Source organism: Psychroserpens sp. SPM9, assembly GCF_025153525.1.
GTDB lineage: Bacteria > Bacteroidota > Bacteroidia > Flavobacteriales > Flavobacteriaceae > Psychroserpens.
Window position 1 is genome coordinate 243,225 of record NZ_JANZNR010000002.1, and the last position, 17,964, is coordinate 261,188.

Sequence of the window (17,964 nt, forward strand, 5' to 3'; positions counted from 1 at the left end):
TTATTTAATTTCTAAATAATGTAGTTACAGGTTCAATGGCGTCTTCAAACGCTGTTTCTTGAGGCGAAATTGCCATCCCATTTCTAAGTTTGCCAACTCCTGATACGACAATCTTATCGTTAGTGGTTAAACCCGATTCGACGACATATAAATTATCTACTGTACCTTGAACTTTTATAATTGAAGTGGTGATTTTATTCTCCTCTCCAAGTTTAAAAATCATGATGTTTCCTTGTTGTTCGAAGGTTGCCGATTGCGGTACAACTAAAGCGTCTTTGTATTCGATAGGAAATCTTATTTTACCACTGTTTCCATTGGTTAAAATTTCGTTAGGATTATTAAAAGCGGCTCTAATTTGAATGGTTCCAGTACTTTGATTTATTTGACCTGTACTGGTTTGAATGCGTCCTTTTTCAGAATATTCTTTACCATTAGCTAAAATCAAAGTTAGATCTGGTGAATTTTTAATACGCTCAGCTTTGCTTTTGCCTTCAGAGCGTTGTAAGTGGTCAATATACTGGGCTTCGTTAAAACTAAAAAAAGCATAGACCTGATCAATTTCACTCACGGTCGTTAAAGGTGTGGTATCACTAGGACTAATTAATGCACCTTCTCTAAAATTAATTGCGCCTACATAACCGTCTATCGGGCTTTTAATCGTTGCATAACCAATATTGGCTGCAACACTGCTGTAATTTGCCTTGGCTTGTTCCAAATTAGCTTTTGCAGTCTCTAGTTGCACAGGGCTAATGATGTTTTTTTCCACAAGTGGAATCAACTTATTGACTTCTACCTGCGCTACGTTTACAAGCGCTTTTGCAGCTCCAGCATCCTGGCTTAAAGACTGTGTTTCTAATTTAAACAAGGCTTGGCCTTTATGTACTTTTTGACCTTCGTCTACAAATACTTTTTCAATATAGCCCGACGTTTTGGCTCTAACATCACTGTTTACAATACCTTCAATTGTAGCAGGATATTCTGTAAAGCCTGTGACTGTTTTAGATTCTAATTGCGTGACAGGATATGTTGGAATTGGTGCCTCAGCCGCAGATTTATTTTGTTCGCTGTTACCACAACTTACAATAACTAAGAATGCACTTAGTGATGCTATTATATTTAATTTGGTATGTTTCATTTTAATTGGTTTTAAAGCTCAAATTTTCTATTAATTAACTTTGTTTTTAATGCTACTATGGAAGCTGTGGCTTCATCAATAAATTTGATATAATCATTATGAAAATTTAAATCAAATCTTTCGTCTTGATTAACTACCTTTTCATTATTTATGGTTTCTTTATAATCTTTGATTTCTAAATGTAGTTCTCTAACCGCTTGCCATTCGTTTATAAGGTTATCCATATGTTGAACCACTGAATCTCTATTGATTATAAAATATTTTTTTCGATCACCTGTTTTGGTGAAATACTCAATTTTATTTAAATCTTGTAGATGATTAAGATGTGTTGAAATTGTGCTTTTGCTTGCACAAAGTACAGTTACCATTTCTTCAAAAGTGGCGCCTCTTTTACCTGTAAGAATGACATAAGCCAATATACGAGCGGCTACTGGCGCTAAACTTTCTCTAGTTTCTAAATGCACCCCTAGTTTTTCTACGAGTCGCATTTTTTCTTTGCATATATTATCCATTTGTCTTAATTATTTTACTGCTGTTTCTCAACAAAAATTAGGAATCTAGTCTAAATTTCAATGCAAATATACATTTAGGTTCGGAACTAACCGAACCAAACGAAGTTAATTTGTTGTTAAATAAAAAAAGCCAACTGAAACAGTTGGCTTTAAGGTATATTTTAATACATACTATAAAGCAGATTTAAACTGCTCTAAAAAACGCACATCATTTTCACTTAATAAGCGAATATCACTAATTTGATGCAGCAATAAGGCGATACGATCAATTCCCATTCCGAAGGCAAAACCTGAATAGGTTTTAGAATCGATGCCACAGTTTTCTAAAACGTTTGGATCAACCATACCACAACCCATAATTTCTAGCCAACCTGTGCCTTTGGTCATTTTATAATCGGTTTCGGTTTCTAGTCCCCAATACACATCGACCTCAGCACTTGGCTCAGTAAATGGGAAATACGATGGGCGTAATCTGATTTTAGATTTGCCAAACATTTCGGTAGTGAAATACTGAAGGGTTTGTTTTAAATCGGCAAAACTCACGTCTTTATCAATGTATAAACCTTCAACCTGATGAAAGAAACAATGGGAACGTGCCGAAATCGCTTCATTACGAAACACACGTCCGGGGGAAATAGTACGAATTGGCGGTTTATTATTTTCCATATAACGCACTTGAACCGAACTGGTATGCGTCCGTAATAAAATATCGGGATCGGTTTGAATAAAAAACGTATCCTGCATATCGCGTGCTGGGTGATATTCGGGTAGGTTTAAAGCGGTAAAGTTATGCCAGTCATCTTCAATTTCTGGGCCTTCACTCACATTAAAACCAATACGTGAAAAGATATCTATGATTTGATTTTTAACTAAAGAAATTGGATGACGTGCCCCAATCTCAATAGGTTCTCCAGGACGTGATAAGTCACCATATACGCCACCAGAGTCTTCATTATTTTCTAACTCTTCTTTTAAACCATTAACTTTAGCTTCCGCTATTTTTTTTAACTGATTAATGGTTTGACCAAACTCTTTTTTTTGCTCGTTAGCCACATTTTTCAACTCGCCATAAAACTCTTTTAAGAGTCCTTTAGAGCCTAAATATTTAATACGGAATGCTTCAACCTCTTCTTTAGACTGGGTTGTAAATGCTTCGGCTTCTTCAATGAGTTCTTTTATCTTATCTATCATGATACCTAAAAATGAAACGCAAATTTAAGGATTTTAAAAGCAAAAAACTCCTTGAATGAAGGAGTTTTTTGTTTATTATAAATAATGCTTTTCTTAGTCTCTAATAAAGACGTCTCGGTATACAATACCATCTTCAACGTCATCAAAAAACATGGTATCACCTTCAAAGCCTACTTCTTGTACATAAGTATCACCTTCAGATGTGGTCGAATATAAACCTCCACCAAGGTTTTCCCATGTTCCAGATACTGAATATTCTAACTCACAATTCCCATCCAAATTTGATTCGTAGATAAAGGTTGTAAAGGTTCCGTTGTTAGAAATATCGAGAGTTGTTTCATATTCGCAGTCTTCTAAAACAATTTCTTCACCATCTTCAAAAGATCCAAATAATTTCCAGTTTCCAGCAAATTGATCTTGTCCAGAACCACTATCTTCGTCACTACTACAAGAGGTAAATACTAGAGTAAAAATGGCTGCCAATAACATAATTTTTTTCATAATAATACATTTTAAGGTTAAGTTGGCAAATCTAAAAAAAATTATTTAAGTAGGATATTTCTTTCACAAAATATCAATGAATTGCCTAGGATTATAAATGTCTGCGTTAAGGATGGAGGTACTGTGGAGCTCCTCAAAGAGAGCGACTACCGAGAGCCTGCCGCGCTGTAGTATAAACGAAAGCGAGGAACGCCCAAAGCATTAGTCAATAAATTGTGTATCTAGAAAATAATTAACAATAGCATCTTTCATTAAAATGCTTTGCTCACCTGCTTTTAACGGTGGCAATTCTTCTTTGATTTTGTAATGTGGCCAGCCATCGTCATCGACAAAATCGAACTCGTAATACCCATAAGGCGCTAGTAGTTTACAAATGGCAATGTGCATTAAATCGAGTTTGTGATCTTTTTTAAACTTACGATCTAATTGCCCCAATTCTTGGACACCAATAAGATAAATTATAGCATCTAAATCTAAAGGATCTCCATCAGAAAATCGCGCAGATAATTTCTCTACAATTGCATCCCAACGCTGTTTTAACTGCTCATCTCTTGCCATATCTCAAGTTCAAAATCTAGGTTGGCAAAGTTACATAAACTATGTGATGCTTTTTAGCGTTATTTATATAAAATCGTAAAAATTATGTAGGTTTGTTAAAACGAACTAGGGATGACAGTAATTGATATTATTTTAGGAGCGCTTTTGTTATTTGGGCTTATACGAGGGTTTATGAAAGGGCTTTTTGTAGAAGTGGCGTCACTTGTGGCTCTCGTGGCTGGTGTTTATGGTGCGATTCACTTTAGTAATTTTGCTGCTGAATTTTTAGACAGTAAGCTTGATTGGGATGAAAAATACATCAATATTGTAGCCTTTGCCATTACGTTTGTTATTATCGTCTTAATAATTGCACTTGCAGGAAAAGCCCTTACTAAATTAGCTGATTTTGCTGCACTTGGGATTTTAAATAAATTACTAGGCGGCGTGTTTGGGGCTCTTAAAATAGGCTTAATTTTAAGTGTTTTGCTTATTGTTTTCGATACGATGAATAATTCTATTCCTTTTGCTGATGAAGAAGATCTGGAAGATTCTATTTTATACCAGCCTGTGAAAGGATTGGCGCCCATGATTTTCCCGAGTATTTTAAATAAAGGGAAAGATGATCCTGCTGATGACCCTGATGAAGCAACATCTGAAGCATAAAAAAACTGCCTATTGACATAGACAGTTTTTTAAGGTATTAAATGTTGTTGTTTTAAAGCATTTCTACTTTTCCGGTGTGTAAACTGTAAACACCTCCAACAATTTTTATTTCTCCATTGTCTTCCATTTCGGTTAGAATCTGACTTTTTTCACGAATACGCTCAATGGTTAATTTTACATTATTCTCTACAGTTTTAGCGACAAATTCTTTATTCGAGGAATTGGCTTCACCATCAACTTCATTGGCTGATTTTCTAACGGCTGGCATGATATTGTCTAACATCGCTGTAATATTTCCTAATTCTACACCATCACAGGCTGCTTTAACAGCTCCACAGCTTTCGTGACCTAAAACTAAGATCAACTTACTACCTGCGACATTGCAAGAGTATTCTAAGCTTCCTAAGATATCTGTATTTTCAAAATTCCCAGCAACTCTTGCGACGAATACATCACCTATAGCTTGGTCTAATACTGTTTCTACAGGTACGCGAGAGTCGATACATGATAATACAACAGCTTTTGGAAATTGCCCTCCAATCGTTTGATTCACTAATGCTGAATTATCTGTGGCTTGAGAATTTCCGTTTACAAAACGGTTATTTCCTTCTAATAAATCTTGTAATACACCGTTTGGTGTTAATGCGCTTTGTGCGTCTTTTGTTATTGCAATATTCTTCATTTTAAATTTTATTAATATTCATCTTTTACATTTAACTTAATCCATCTTAAACATTCCTTAAAGGAGTTAAAAATATGGTCTTCAGAAATAAAATCTGGTATAATATCGATACGTTCCATCATATATCGAGGTTGTTTTAACAGATTTACAAATACGACATCGATACCTTTAGCTTTTAATTCTTGAAGCATGTCTTCCATAGCATACAACCCTGATTGATCCATATACTGCATTCTACCTAGACGTAAAATAACCATAGATGCCGTATCTGGAATTTGTAAGGTCAATTGCTGGAAATCTGATGTTGAACCAAAAAACAATGGTCCTTTTAGGTGTTTAATAAACACTTCTTCTTTTAATTTATCTGGAAATTCAGACTCATCAGCCCAGGCTTCTTCTTTTAAGGGTTTCACGTCAGAGCGTTCGGCAGTGAGGTCACCAATTTTCTTCATGAACATTAACGACGCAATTACGAGTCCGATACCCACTGCATAAACCAAATCCCAAAAAGAAGAAAGTACCAAAACAACGAGCATAATAAGTACTTCTGAACTCAATTTAAGTGGTCCGAATTTAATATCTTTAGGTAATGCTGGTATGGCACGTAAGCCTTTATAATCCATCACACCAATACCAACGGTAATTAATATTCCTGCTAAAACTGCTGCTGGAATTTGTGATGCAACTGGTGCTAATGCTAATAAGATAAAAAACAACAAAACACCAGCAATCATTCCTGAGAGCTTGGTTTTTCCTCCTGAATTGATATTCACTACCGTACGAATCGTTGCTCCAGCTCCAGGAATACCTCCAAATAACGCTGCGATACTATTACCTATACCTTGCCCAACCAGTTCTTTGTTTGGCTGATGCTTGGTTTTTGTCATATTATCGGCAACAACACTCGTTAATAGCGAATCGATAGCGCCTAATAAGGATAAGGTAAGTGCCGTAAAAATATAGGGCGTAATACTACCCAGACTAAAATTGGTAAAGATTTCGGTCTTTAGTTCAGGAAGTCCTTGTGGGATTTCAGGAATAGGACGATAATCTAAGTTAAAGAGTATGGCTACTGCCGACATGACAATGAGGGCGACTAGTGTACTCGGAATCTTAGTTGTAATCCGTTTAAATCCGTAGATAATAAAGATGGTTCCAAGAGCTAATAGTAATTCTAACCAGTTAATATTTTTAATGGCTCTTGGCAATACTTTTAAGGCTCCCAAAACACCTGAGGCTTCTTTAGCTGCTAATGTTTGAGATTCTTTTAAAATATCATCTTGGCTGATTTTCTCTGCTCTAGTAATGGTTTCTTTAAAATTTTCAAGAACTAAAATACCTTCACCTGCTTCTTCTTTAAGAATGTTTTCCAGAATAACTTCTTCGGCTTGTGGTTTGTATTGATTTACAAAGTCGACATCCTCTTTAGGATAATAACCTATAGATGGCAAAATTTGTGTCACCAAAATAATCACACCAATAGCGGTCATAAATCCAGAGACTACAGGATAAGGAATATACCGAATGTATTTTCCTAAACCAATGGCACCCAAACCAATTTGCATCAAACCTGCCAGTAAGAAAACTGTTAAAATTGCCGGAAGTGCTTTTTCAATACTTCCGTCATTAGCAGCTATAATCCCAGCAATAACAACCATACTTACGGCTGTCATAGGTGCTGTTGGTCCCGATATTTGTGTGTTAGTCCCGCCAAAGAGTGCGGCAAAGAAACTAATAAAAATAGCTCCGTATAGTCCAGCACTAGGGCCCAAACCTGAAGATACTCCAAATGCTAATGCCAATGGTAATGCAACAATTCCTGCGGTGATCCCACCAAAAGCATCGCCTTTGATATTTGAAAATAAGTTCTTCATAGTTTGAATGTTATTCGTTTAAATTTACGATTTTTAATAGTAAATCAATCAGTATTTGTCTATTTCGCCAAATAAATAAAGTTTATCATTGGCTTACAGACAATTGCCCTTCTGATATTAACATCGATACGTTGACAGTATTGATTACATCCTTTAAGGCAGTTTTACTTTTTGCATTTTGCTTATTTAAATACAATAGATTCACATTACTTTTTGTAAGGTAATTAGACAAACTCTTGATTGAATTGTCTCCATAATCAAAATGTAATTCTACTGTTTTTTTATCTGAAACTACAGATGGGCTTTCGTTTTGCTTATCGGCAGTATTAATTTTAAACAATTTTAATGGCTTTTGCGTGTGTTTTAATATAGACGTCGCAAATTCCATAGGACTTGTTGAGTTCGTACCATCAATAACCCCTAAAGATAATTCTGTATTAGGTTCTAATACTTTATCATCTGAAGCAATCATTATAGCGCCTTTGAAGTTTTTAATAATATAAGCTGTGATATTATCTCCTAAAAAACTAAGAGGCTTAGATTTTTGCTTTCCAAGTACAATCACATCTGGCTTATAAGAAGAAATACAACTTTGGATCTCATTTTTAAGATTTCCAACTGCATAACTATAACTCATTTTAACGTCATAATCGTTAGAAATGGTCGTTGCTAAATCCTGAATATCATTACTGATAGATACATAGGATTTGTTTATGGTTCGCATGGCAGATAGCTGACTCTCTTTTTCAACAAGTTCTGTTGGTTTTTTTCCATGGAAAAAGTGAAGGTCTGCATCAATCATTTTAGCTAGGCTAACCCCATTTTTTATGATATTAAGGGTCTTGTCATTCATATCTGAAAGGACAAGTATTTTATATTTATTACTTTTCATTGGTTCTGATTTAAGCTGATTTTGGTCTGAGTTTAAAAAACTCAATAAAACTTTCTGGGTTTTTAACAATCCCTCGTTCTGAAACAAGTTGAATATCAATATTGCGTTCTTTAGCTTTAAAAGCAAAATCATCAAGAATTTCAATAATATCATTATCGAGATATCTTGTTTTTCTTACATCCAATTCTAAAAACGTATCTCTAGGTAAGCTATCTAACTCTTTAAGAATGGCTCCTTTATTAAAAAACGTAACTTCTTCGGCAAGTGTCATTTTAATTTTATGCTTACCGTTACTTTCATCTACGATGTGTAAAAAGTGTGAGTTTTGGTAGCTCTTAAGTAGTATCACAACAATACCAACAGCTAAGCCTAGACCAATTCCCCAAAGCAAATCAATAAAAACAATACCAGCAACCGTTACAACAAAAGGCACAAATTGTTTCCATCCCATTTGATACATCTGCTTAAATAATTTAGGTTTAGCTAATTTGAAACCTACAATAAATAATATGGCAGCTAAAACAGATAACGGAATCATGTTCAATAACCTCGGAATGAGAATTACGGAGATCAATAATAAAAATCCGTGGATAATAGCTGAAGCTTTGCTTCGACCTCCCGATTGGATATTAGCAGAACTTCTCACAATTACCTGTGTAATTGGTAAACCTCCGACCATTCCAGAAAAAATATTCCCTGTACCTTGAGCTAATAATTCTCTATTGGTTGGAGTCACATTTTTTTCAGGATCTAGCTTATCTGTTGCTTCAACACAAAGTAAGGTTTCTAAACTTGCGACGAGTGCAATAGTAAATGCAACGATCCATACATCAGGATTTGTAATCGCTGAAAAGTTTGGAAAACTAAATTGACCTAAGAACGATTCGACATCATCAGGAATTGGGACACTCACTAAATGTGATTGACTAATTGCTAAAGATTCACTAGACTGAGTTAATGAAAAGAAAATAATTCCAATCACTACAGCCACTAATGGGCCTTGAATAAGTTGAAAAATCTTTCCTTTTTTAGACAGCACTTTATCCCATAATAATAAAATGGCCAATCCAATCATACCAATTACCATTGATCCTACTGTTATATTATCAACGATATTTAAAATTGCTGAAAAGGTATTTTCTCCTGAAGCTCCTAAAAAGCTATCAGCGCCTTCAGGTTCAGAATCATAACCAAAGAAGTGAGGTATTTGTTTTAGGATAATGATAATACCAATTCCTGTAAGCATTCCTTTAATAACTGATGACGGGAAATAATACCCAATAACTCCAGCTTTAAGAAACCCAAAGATTAATTGAATAATTCCACCCAATACTACAGCTACTAAAAAATTCTCATAACCACCAAGTGTACCAATAGCAGATAATACAATGGCTGCTAATCCAGCTGCTGGACCACTCACTCCAATTTTAGACCCACTTAAGGCTCCAACAACAACACCTCCAATAATACCAGCAATAAGTCCTGAAAATAAAGGCGCTCCACTGGCTAATGCAATACCTAAACATAAAGGTAATGCAACAAAAAATACGACTATACTCGCTGGTAAGTCACTTTTAATAGTTTTAAACATATGCGTAATTCATTTGCGCTATAGCGTTTAATTCTATAGCTAATTTTTAATAATTTGTTTTTAGACAAAAACTTGTCTAGCCTTAAAAATTAGAAAATGAATTCTGGAGGGGGAGAAATTAAATTAAGATGTGGTTTGGGATAGTTTTTAAAAAAATAAGCAAACTTCCTTTTTTTGTCAAAGCCTTTAACGTAATCTAACATATGCATAGATTCATGATAAAAGACTTTTCCTTGTTTGTTAACCTGAGGGCCTTTTTCTTCTTCTTCTTCGTTAATCGTATAGAAGCAAGAAATATCAATTGTGTTATCAATGGCCATAACAACAGAAGGCGCTGTAATAAGCGCTGTGAAAATCAGTAAAAAAAATAAAGCTGATAACTTCTGTTTCATATTTTTCTTAAAGTTGACAAAGATAAGCTAAGAAATTCAATTCTTTGTTAAAGAATGTTTAAAAAACCTTCAACATTTTGATGGCATCGCTTGAAATCCAACCAGTTTTGCCATCAGAAAGTTCAATTCTCTTCCAATTAGAAACCGTATCTAACACTTGCACCTTTGTACCTTCATGAAGTTTGAAAGATTCAGGACTTCGTAAGTTAGGTTCACTTTTAATAGGTGTTTCTACAGCAAAAACAATGGCTGGTTGATTTTTTTCCACTAATTCATACTTGTGAAAAGCAAAGCCTAAAGCCAAGAAGGCTATAAGTATGCTAAGCATACTAGAGACAAATGCAAACCGTTTTTTGGACGTGCTTTCAGAAAAATAATAGATTAAAAATAAGACAATGAAAAGCACAACCATCCCAATGGCTGTTTTCGCCCAATTGTCAAAACTCATTAGGTTTGTAGTATTGGTAACGAGTCTGGAAAACCCAACTTCAGGAATATCGTCAATATCATCAATCGTCATATTTCTCGCATACACAATATTGTTCTTGATCTCTTTATCATTCGGTTTTAAGAGTAATGCTTTTTCAAAATAATAAATACTAGGTGCGATATGATTTAACCTGTAATGGGCATTTGCTATATTAAAATACAAGGCAGCCGAATGTTGCCCAGACTCTAAAATGGTATTGTACTTTCCTAAGGCAGCTTCGTAATTGCCTTCATTGTACAAAGCATTGGCTTGGTCAAAAATAGCCTCATTTTGTGCCAACGACAAGCTGCTTATAAAAAGTGTAATGATATAAATGAGCTGTTTCATCACTAGTTTATTTCTTTATCTATAATTGAAATGGTCGATGCTGCTTTGTCGTAATCTTGCTGCATTTCTACATTGGTAATTGGTGTATATCTTGCCAATTCGCAATGCTCTAAAATATTAATAAACTCTTTTACTGTCGCTTCATTAACCTGACGATTCATTAGAATTTCTTCAATTTTATCTTTACTGAATTCACTCGTCTCGATATGAAGTTTTGCTTTTAAATAATTATGTAATGCTTTTTCAAGAGCTACATAAAAAGCTTCTTTATCACCTAAAGATTTCTTAGCTTCACTGAGGTAGCGTTTGGCTAATTTATCTGCTTTTCTAATCTTATTTCCAAAGACATCAGCGTTGCGCTCTTCACGTTTCTTACGGTAAAATATCGCCAAAGGAATAACCAAAAGCGGCAATAATAGCGAGGTCCAAAAACCGGTAGATTTAAAGAACGGTGTATGTATGATAGGTTTGAGATTGGCCTCTGTTTTGATAAAGGCAAACTGGTTACTATTTGGCGTCGTTTCGGTTGAAGTCCCATCAGTTGTTGTCGCTAAGTTATCATCGCCAGTTGAATTGTTTATTGGGCCTTCAATCACATCTATAATAATCTCTCCAGAAGACACGCGTTTATAGGTTTCGGTTTCGAGATCAAAATATGAAAACGATACTGTAGGAATTGGGTATTTGCCCTTGTACTGAGGCACAATGGTATAGCTATCAGATATAGACCCTTGCATACCACTTAAATTGGTGCGCACATTTTCATGATGTTCTGGCTCATACACTTCTAAAGAACTAGGAAGCGTCAATTTTGGTAATTCAAACAGTTTTAAGTTTCCTTTTCCGTTCACCTCAACAGTTGCTTGTAAAGATTCGGAAGCGTTTAATTCTGATTTTGACGTAATCACATTAAATTTAAAATCTCCAACGGCTCCTGTAAAATCTTCAGGTCGGCCTTCTTCTGGTAATGCTTTTACATTGATTTTACGGCTTCCTGCCGAAACCGTTCTGTTGACTTCAGCCATATGTCTTCCGCCGAAAATATTTTTACGACGTGTTGGTACTTCAACGGTTATATCTAAGGTTAAAGGTTCTATTTCTAGTTCGCCTGTTTTTTGCGGATATAATACTGCTTTCCGAAGCACCACATATCTATAATCTTTACCTTGGTAACTTCCGTTTTGAATCCGCAAGCCTTTGACATCAATTTTCTGACTCCAAAAATCATTATATCTCGGATTTTCAACTTCGCGCCAATTGCTCACACCAATATCGGTAGACACATAAAGCTTGTAAACAACCGTTATCGCTTCATTAAGATAAGGATCGGCTTTAGAAACTTCGGCTACCAAATGAATACTTTCTGAAGCAACACCTTCTACATTATCGGGATCATTAGGTCGTTTTACAGCATTTGTCACATTTACAGTTAATGCTTTTGTTGTAAAAACTTCGTTGTCAATTTCTATAGAAGCTTCTCCAATGGTAATATTCCCTTTGCGTTTTGGCGCTAAAAAATAACTGTAGGTTTTGGTATAGGAATGTTTCCCATTGTACCATGAATTGCTCACGGATGTATTTGGACCTGCAACAACTGTAAACTCGTTAAAGTCGGGCGGATTAAAATTATCACCATCTTTATTCATTACAAAATCGATTCGCAAACGTTCATTAACGCCCAATTTGGTCTTGCTCACTTTAGCTTCAAATTTTACTTGAGCCGATGTTATGCTCGTCACAAGCAATACAAAAATTACGGTTATGTGTTTAAGGGTATTCATGTATCGATCTCCTGATATATTATTTAACAGTAAGTGAAATTTGGTCGGATGTTAAGGTTCTACTTATGGTTTTCATGATGCGACCTCCAAAAATATCTTTCTTTTCTGAAGGCACCTCAACCACATTAAGTTTTAAGGGTTGAATTGATTTCATATGATTTAGATTTAAAATTGCAATACGATTACCAATCTTTTTCTGGCTTTACTTTGGCGCCTTTTTGTTTTTCAGCATTAATTTTTTGCTGTACTTTTTGTTCTTGGTTATTCATTGCTTCTAGCAAATTTTTGATTTGCTGAGGAGATAATTGACCTTCTTTAGGTTTTGGTTCTCCTTTTTGTTTTTGATCTTCTTTCTTATCGCCTTTACCTTGATCTTTATCGTCTTTAGGCTTGCCTTCATCATCCTTTTGATCATCACCTTCCTTTTTATCTTGGTCACCTTGATCTTTAGGGTCTTCTTTTTTCTCGTCTTCCTTTTTATCTTCTTTTTTGTCTTCGTCCTCTTTATCCTCGTCTTTTTTATCTTCTTCTTTATCTTTTTCTTGTTGCTGTTGCGCTGCGCACTCTTTAGCTATGGCCAAATTGTAACGCGTTTCATCGTCTGAAGGATCATTACGCAAGGCATTTTTATAGGCTTCAACTGCTTCTTTACACAGTTCTTCTTTCATTAAAATATTGCCAATATTGTGATATGCTTTGTGTTTTTCTGATTTAGAGCTTGCTTGTTCTGCAGCTTGTGTATGTCGGTATAAGGCTTCTTCATAATTGCCTTTTTCGTAATAGGTATTTCCTAAATTATAGGCACCTGCAACTACTGAAGGTGCTTTTGAAATGGCTTTTCTATATTCCTTTTCGGCATAGATATAATTATCTGCTTCTGCCAGTTCATTGCCTTGATAGACATAATCTTTAGCTTTTTGTAATGACACTTGTTGCGCCTTTTCTTTGTCTTTATCCTGAGCAAAACCAAAGTTGGTAAGCAACATCAAAACAAGTATACCTGTGATTCTCATATTATTTTTTTGCTTTAAAAACGGTATTGAGATAATATTGTTCCCAGTTTCCGTTAGCGTAAATTCCTACTTTAAAGTTATAGATAGATTCGTCTACATATTCCCACATATCTGTCATCATTAGATCACCATATTTATAGTGATACAAGATATTTTTTCCTTGAAAAACAACAGTGCCAGTAGTTACATTTCCGAAGACATCAAACTCCCAAAACTTAAAACTTTTACTCGCTTTATCATACTGTCGCACCCCATGATTTCTAGGACCATATTTAGTTTGTTCCTGATTGACAAAGCCTTTTGAATTTGCGATAACAATACTATTATCCAAATCATAGTGAAAGTTCACCTCTTGCTTGAACTCTGTCCCATTTTCCCATTTACCTTCAGCAACCCAAGTTTTATCAACGAGAGGTCTAAAAGCCGACAAATCTCTGTCTTGACCAATGGTGATGATGGGCAGGATTAAAAACAGTACTAAAAATTTAGTTTGGTTCATTGTTTTAATATCTAACTCGCAAGTTAAAAAAGACTTAGACTTGTTATAGTTAAAGAATTTATAAAATATTTAGCCTTAAAAGCTTTCTTTAACCGCTATTTTCTGTTATTTATGAAGTGGTATTAGAAATTTTCATTAAACAGATTGAGGCGTTTTAACCAAGCTGTTTTTCGTTCTAAAAAGAAAATATCCAAAAATAAAAAGAAGATTCCGAAGCCTAAAAACCATTGAAATTGATCTTTATAATCTGCAAATTCTTTGGCTTCAAATTCGGTTTTATCCATACGGTTTAAGATGTCTTTAATCTCTTCAATCACTTCAGCTGTATTATTTCCTTTAATATAAGCGCCTTTGGCTTCTTCGGCAATATCTTTTAGTGTTTCTTCATTGAGTTTGGTAATAACGGTTTCGCCATTTCCATCCTTTTTATAATTCAATAATACGCCATTTCGTTTGATTGGAATTGGACCACCTTTGACATCACCAACACCAATTGTAAAAATTCGAATGCCTTCATCGCTAGCTTCTTCAGCAACATTACTCGCCACATCGCTATGATCTTCTCCATCGGAAATAATAATGAGCACGCGATTGGTTTGTTCTTCATCATCAAAATAAGTTTTAGCCAATTCTATTGCTTCATTGATTGCCGTACCTTGAGAAGACAGCATGTCTGTATTCATTTGGTTTAAAAACATCTTTGCCGAGGCATAATCTGTAGTAATTGGCAATTGCGGAAAAGCCTTTCCTGCGTAAGCAATAATTCCGACACGATCACTGGCAAGGTTATTTATAATCTGATTGACCAATTGCTTCGATTTTTCTAATCGGTTTGGCGCCACATCTTCGGCAAGCATACTTTTAGAAACGTCTAAAGCAAATACAATATCTACGCCTTGACGCTTTACTGTTTCTAGTTTTGTACCAATTTTAGGATTCACTAATGCTATAGCGAGACATCCAAAAGCCAAACACAATACAGCAATTTTTAGTATGGATTTAAACAAAGATTGGTTCGGACTTAAACGTTTTAATAAAGTCGTATTGGCAAAACGTTTTTGGGTTCGGTACTTCCAAATTTGAAGGATTACAAATAGCAGGATGATTACCGGAATAACCAGTAATATCCAAAACCATACTTTTTCTTCTAATTGAAAATCAAACATATTAGCTATACAAAACTTCTAAAAACAGTTAAACGAAGAAGTGCTTCTAAGAGTAATAATCCTATAGCAATAAGTAACAACGGACGATATTTTTCATCGTAAGTAGTGTACTTGATTTCTTCGATTTCAGTTTTTTCCAGTTTATTTATTTCGTTATAAATTTCTTTTAACTTCTTATTATCGGTTGCTCTAAAATAAGCGCCTCCGGTAACGTCTGCAATTTCGTTGAGCAGTTCTTCATCAATCTCTACTTGTACTCTTCGGTATTGAAAGTTGCCATTAGGTAAAATATGGTAAGGGGAAAGAGCCATACCGTTTGTACCCAGACCAATGGTATAAACTTTAATACCATATTCTACAGCCAATTCGCTGGCAATCGTTGGATCAATAAATCCCGAATTATTGACACCATCAGTAAGCAAGATGATAATTTTACTTTTGGCTTTACTGTCTTTTAAGCGGTTTACAGCGGTTGCTAATCCCATTCCTATAGCCGTTCCACTTTCTATAATTTCATTGTATTTAATATCTCTGAGTGAGCGCAACACAATACCTTTATCACTTGTAATTGGTGTTTTTGTATAACTTTCTCCAGCGTATTCTACAAGGCCAATTCTGTCATTAGGACGTCCTTGAATAAACTCTGCTGCCACTTTTTTTAAGGCTTCTAATCGGTTAGGAAGTAAGTCTTTGGCCAACATACTTGCCGATACATCTATAGCCATGACAATATCAATACCTTTGGTCGTTTTGGTTTTGGTTGTTTCGTCTGAAGTTCGTGGTCTCGCCAGCGCTACAATTAGAAATGCCAATGCCAACAAGCGTAACACAAATAATAATGGACGTAATTTAGGCAGTAAAGAATTCCCTGCTTGAAAGCCTTTAATGCTCGACATCTTAAGCTCGGCGGTTTGGTATTTTCGTTTAAAAATATACCATAGAATAGCTAATGGCAGTAGTAAAAACAACCAGAAAAATTCTTTATTTAAAAACTCAATTCCTTCAAACATTACTCTTCAATTTTTTTGAGTTCTACAGATGCTATCACACGATCCATAATTTGATTGGCATAATCGTTTTCATTATTCCAGATTAATGCAATTTTTTGTAATACCGATTTATCAGTAGACACAAAAACGAGAATAACATATTCTCCTGTTCTGTAGTCATCTTTAGCATTGTTGGCAGGAAACTCTCCGGTTCCGTAGACTTTAAACCCTTCAGCAGCATTAGGCGTTATAAATTGTTCTTCTTTAACTAATAAATTTCTGGCGCCATTATTTTCTAATAATTTAATGGTCTCTTCAATCGCAGCCTTGACATCAATATCTTCTCCTTCTTTAAGCTGATAACGTGTTGTTCCAACAGCAATATTGAAGTCGCTATCAATCGTTCCGTAAGAAAAAGCCGTGCGATTTACAGTTTGTGTGCTATCAATAGCTTGAACTTCGGTACGCTCTAAAACCTCAGGCGTTGAAATCATTATTGGAGGAATGCCGTAATCACTTCGTACCCAGTCGCCTTCAAGTAATTCTTTGGTTTCGTTTCCAACGATGGTATCTGTCACATAACCAAAGCCGTATTTGAGTCCGAAACCAACATAAGTTGCAATCAAAATCAATATACTGGCACATACAGTTAATAAGATTTTCTCTTTTTTCTTCTTGCGCTCCTGTTCTTCTTTGTATTGGCGATCGAGCAATTTTTCCTCTTCCGAAGGTTCTGGCAAGGCTTCACGTACCTGATCAATTTCGACATCAATAGTGTTTCGGTCTAATTTAGCCAGTTCAATATCTGGAGCAGATTTAGCAAATTTTACCAGATCGGCACGCTTTAATATGGTTTCAATATTGCTGATATCTTCCTTGCTCAACTCAATTTTATTAGCATCCCGAAGCAAATTAAGGCGGTCAATGAGTTCATCGGTAGTACTTTCCAGCGCTCTATCATAAACTTTTTCATCGAGGTATTTTCTGATGATAAAGGTCAATTCGGAATAATAATCTTTGAGTTCAGATTTTTGCAAATAGTCACGCTCGTCTAATTTCTGCAAGGCTAATTTTGCTCTGTGATATGGCGGAAGTAAAGCAATCTCCTCTTCTTCTGTTAACGGTTTTTTTCGCCATATAAACCAATACAATACAAAGGCAGCAATCAACAAAGGCAACAATATGTACAGCACATATTTCCACCAATTGCTTGAGGCTTTTTCTACTGCTATCATGGGTTTAATGTCGTACAACTTTTGCTTGGTTGTATCTACTGCAACCGTATGAACCTCAACGCTGAGCGAATCGGTATAGAAGGTTTGGTTTCCAACGACAATTTTTTGCTTCGGAATACTGTAAGATCCCGAGTCAAACTGAGTTAATCCATAGGTTTTTATCAGTTTAAATTTTGCCTTATTCTTGGTCGTATCTACTTTGTAAGACTCGATCATCTCTAAAGGCATAAACGTCTGTCCTTCAGGAAACACCACGATATCTGTTGTATCTGCTTCGACCTGAATTTTGTAGGTAATTTGTTCGCCTATTTTGATTTTTGTTGTATCAATTGAAGAGGTTACTTGTGCAAAAGCAAAGAAAGATGCAAAACAAAAGACAAAAGACAACACACCCTTTAAGGTATTTGAATAGGGTCTTGAGCCTTGATGTTTACTACTATTACTATTTAAGTTGTTTCTCTTCATTGTACAATAGGTCTCGACGGTGCCTGACC

General features: G+C 35.2%; 19 protein-coding genes. 1 reads left to right on the forward strand and 18 read right to left on the reverse strand.

Annotated features, from left to right (window positions below):
* Window positions 1–4 precede the first annotated feature (4 nt).
* From N4270_RS04925 to N4270_RS04945, 5 genes are all read right to left on the reverse strand, one after another.
* Window positions 5–1,135 (reverse strand): efflux RND transporter periplasmic adaptor subunit, encoded by a 1,131-nt coding sequence (locus tag N4270_RS04925; RefSeq protein WP_260095820.1) that lies wholly within the window; start codon window positions 1,133–1,135, stop codon window positions 5–7.
* 11 nt (window positions 1,136–1,146) lie between these two features.
* A complete protein-coding gene (locus tag N4270_RS04930; RefSeq protein WP_260095821.1) occupies window positions 1,147–1,647 on the reverse strand; it encodes a GbsR/MarR family transcriptional regulator in 501 nt (166 codons plus the stop codon).
* A gap of 171 nt (window positions 1,648–1,818) precedes the next feature.
* On the reverse strand, window positions 1,819–2,838 hold the full coding sequence (pheS, locus tag N4270_RS04935; RefSeq protein WP_260095822.1) for a phenylalanine--tRNA ligase subunit alpha: 1,020 nt from the start codon (window positions 2,836–2,838) through the stop codon (window positions 1,819–1,821).
* Window positions 2,839–2,931: 93 nt separating this feature from the next.
* Complete coding sequence (locus N4270_RS04940) at window positions 2,932–3,339, reverse strand: lipocalin family protein (RefSeq protein ID WP_260095823.1); 408 nt, start codon at window positions 3,337–3,339, stop codon at window positions 2,932–2,934.
* 201 nt (window positions 3,340–3,540) lie between these two features.
* The gene (locus tag N4270_RS04945) at window positions 3,541–3,897 is read right to left on the reverse strand and encodes a hypothetical protein (protein ID WP_260095824.1); all 357 of its coding nucleotides are present in this window, start codon (window positions 3,895–3,897) and stop codon (window positions 3,541–3,543) included.
* A gap of 111 nt (window positions 3,898–4,008) precedes the next feature.
* Here N4270_RS04945 and N4270_RS04950 point away from each other — a divergent pair, with 111 nt between their 5' ends.
* The gene (locus N4270_RS04950) at window positions 4,009–4,539 is read left to right on the forward strand and encodes a CvpA family protein (RefSeq protein ID WP_260095825.1); all 531 of its coding nucleotides are present in this window, start codon (window positions 4,009–4,011) and stop codon (window positions 4,537–4,539) included.
* A 52-nt stretch (window positions 4,540–4,591) separates the two neighbouring features.
* Here the strand turns inward: N4270_RS04950 and N4270_RS04955 are convergent, their stop codons facing one another.
* From N4270_RS04955 to N4270_RS05015, 13 genes are all read right to left on the reverse strand, one after another.
* A complete protein-coding gene (locus N4270_RS04955) occupies window positions 4,592–5,221 on the reverse strand; it encodes a carbonic anhydrase family protein (RefSeq protein WP_260095826.1) in 630 nt (209 codons plus the stop codon).
* 11 nt (window positions 5,222–5,232) lie between these two features.
* Complete coding sequence (locus tag N4270_RS04960) at window positions 5,233–7,095, reverse strand: SulP family inorganic anion transporter (RefSeq protein WP_260095827.1); 1,863 nt, start codon at window positions 7,093–7,095, stop codon at window positions 5,233–5,235.
* 85 nt (window positions 7,096–7,180) lie between these two features.
* Entirely contained in the window at window positions 7,181–7,987 is an 807-nt protein-coding gene (locus N4270_RS04965) for a universal stress protein (protein ID WP_260095828.1), read from the reverse strand.
* A gap of 10 nt (window positions 7,988–7,997) precedes the next feature.
* Window positions 7,998–9,578: a SulP family inorganic anion transporter gene (locus N4270_RS04970; RefSeq protein WP_260095829.1), complete on the reverse strand. Its 1,581-nt coding sequence runs from the start codon at window positions 9,576–9,578 to the stop codon at window positions 7,998–8,000.
* An 89-nt stretch (window positions 9,579–9,667) separates the two neighbouring features.
* A complete protein-coding gene (locus N4270_RS04975; protein WP_260095830.1) occupies window positions 9,668–9,970 on the reverse strand; it encodes a hypothetical protein in 303 nt (100 codons plus the stop codon).
* Window positions 9,971–10,028: 58 nt separating this feature from the next.
* The gene (locus tag N4270_RS04980) at window positions 10,029–10,787 is read right to left on the reverse strand and encodes a tetratricopeptide repeat protein (RefSeq protein ID WP_260095831.1); all 759 of its coding nucleotides are present in this window, start codon (window positions 10,785–10,787) and stop codon (window positions 10,029–10,031) included.
* Window positions 10,788–10,789: 2 nt separating this feature from the next.
* Window positions 10,790–12,568, reverse strand: a complete 1,779-nt coding sequence (locus N4270_RS04985) for a BatD family protein (RefSeq protein ID WP_260095832.1) — start codon at window positions 12,566–12,568, stop codon at window positions 10,790–10,792.
* Window positions 12,569–12,587: 19 nt separating this feature from the next.
* The gene (locus N4270_RS04990) at window positions 12,588–12,722 is read right to left on the reverse strand and encodes a hypothetical protein (RefSeq protein ID WP_260095833.1); all 135 of its coding nucleotides are present in this window, start codon (window positions 12,720–12,722) and stop codon (window positions 12,588–12,590) included.
* 28 nt (window positions 12,723–12,750) lie between these two features.
* Complete coding sequence (locus tag N4270_RS04995) at window positions 12,751–13,581, reverse strand: tetratricopeptide repeat protein (RefSeq protein ID WP_260095834.1); 831 nt, start codon at window positions 13,579–13,581, stop codon at window positions 12,751–12,753.
* Window position 13,582: 1 nt separating this feature from the next.
* Window positions 13,583–14,080, reverse strand: a complete 498-nt coding sequence (locus N4270_RS05000) for a hypothetical protein (protein WP_260095835.1) — start codon at window positions 14,078–14,080, stop codon at window positions 13,583–13,585.
* 122 nt (window positions 14,081–14,202) lie between these two features.
* Window positions 14,203–15,246 carry a VWA domain-containing protein gene (locus tag N4270_RS05005; RefSeq protein WP_260095836.1) on the reverse strand — a complete coding sequence of 348 codons (1,044 nt, stop codon included), beginning with the start codon at window positions 15,244–15,246 and terminating at the stop codon, window positions 14,203–14,205.
* Between the two features lie 5 nt (window positions 15,247–15,251).
* The gene (locus tag N4270_RS05010; RefSeq protein WP_260095837.1) at window positions 15,252–16,256 is read right to left on the reverse strand and encodes a VWA domain-containing protein; all 1,005 of its coding nucleotides are present in this window, start codon (window positions 16,254–16,256) and stop codon (window positions 15,252–15,254) included.
* A complete protein-coding gene (locus N4270_RS05015) occupies window positions 16,256–17,935 on the reverse strand; it encodes a BatD family protein (RefSeq protein WP_260095838.1) in 1,680 nt (559 codons plus the stop codon). The genes N4270_RS05010 and N4270_RS05015 overlap by 1 nt, the downstream gene beginning before the upstream one ends.
* Window positions 17,936–17,964 lie beyond the last annotated feature (29 nt).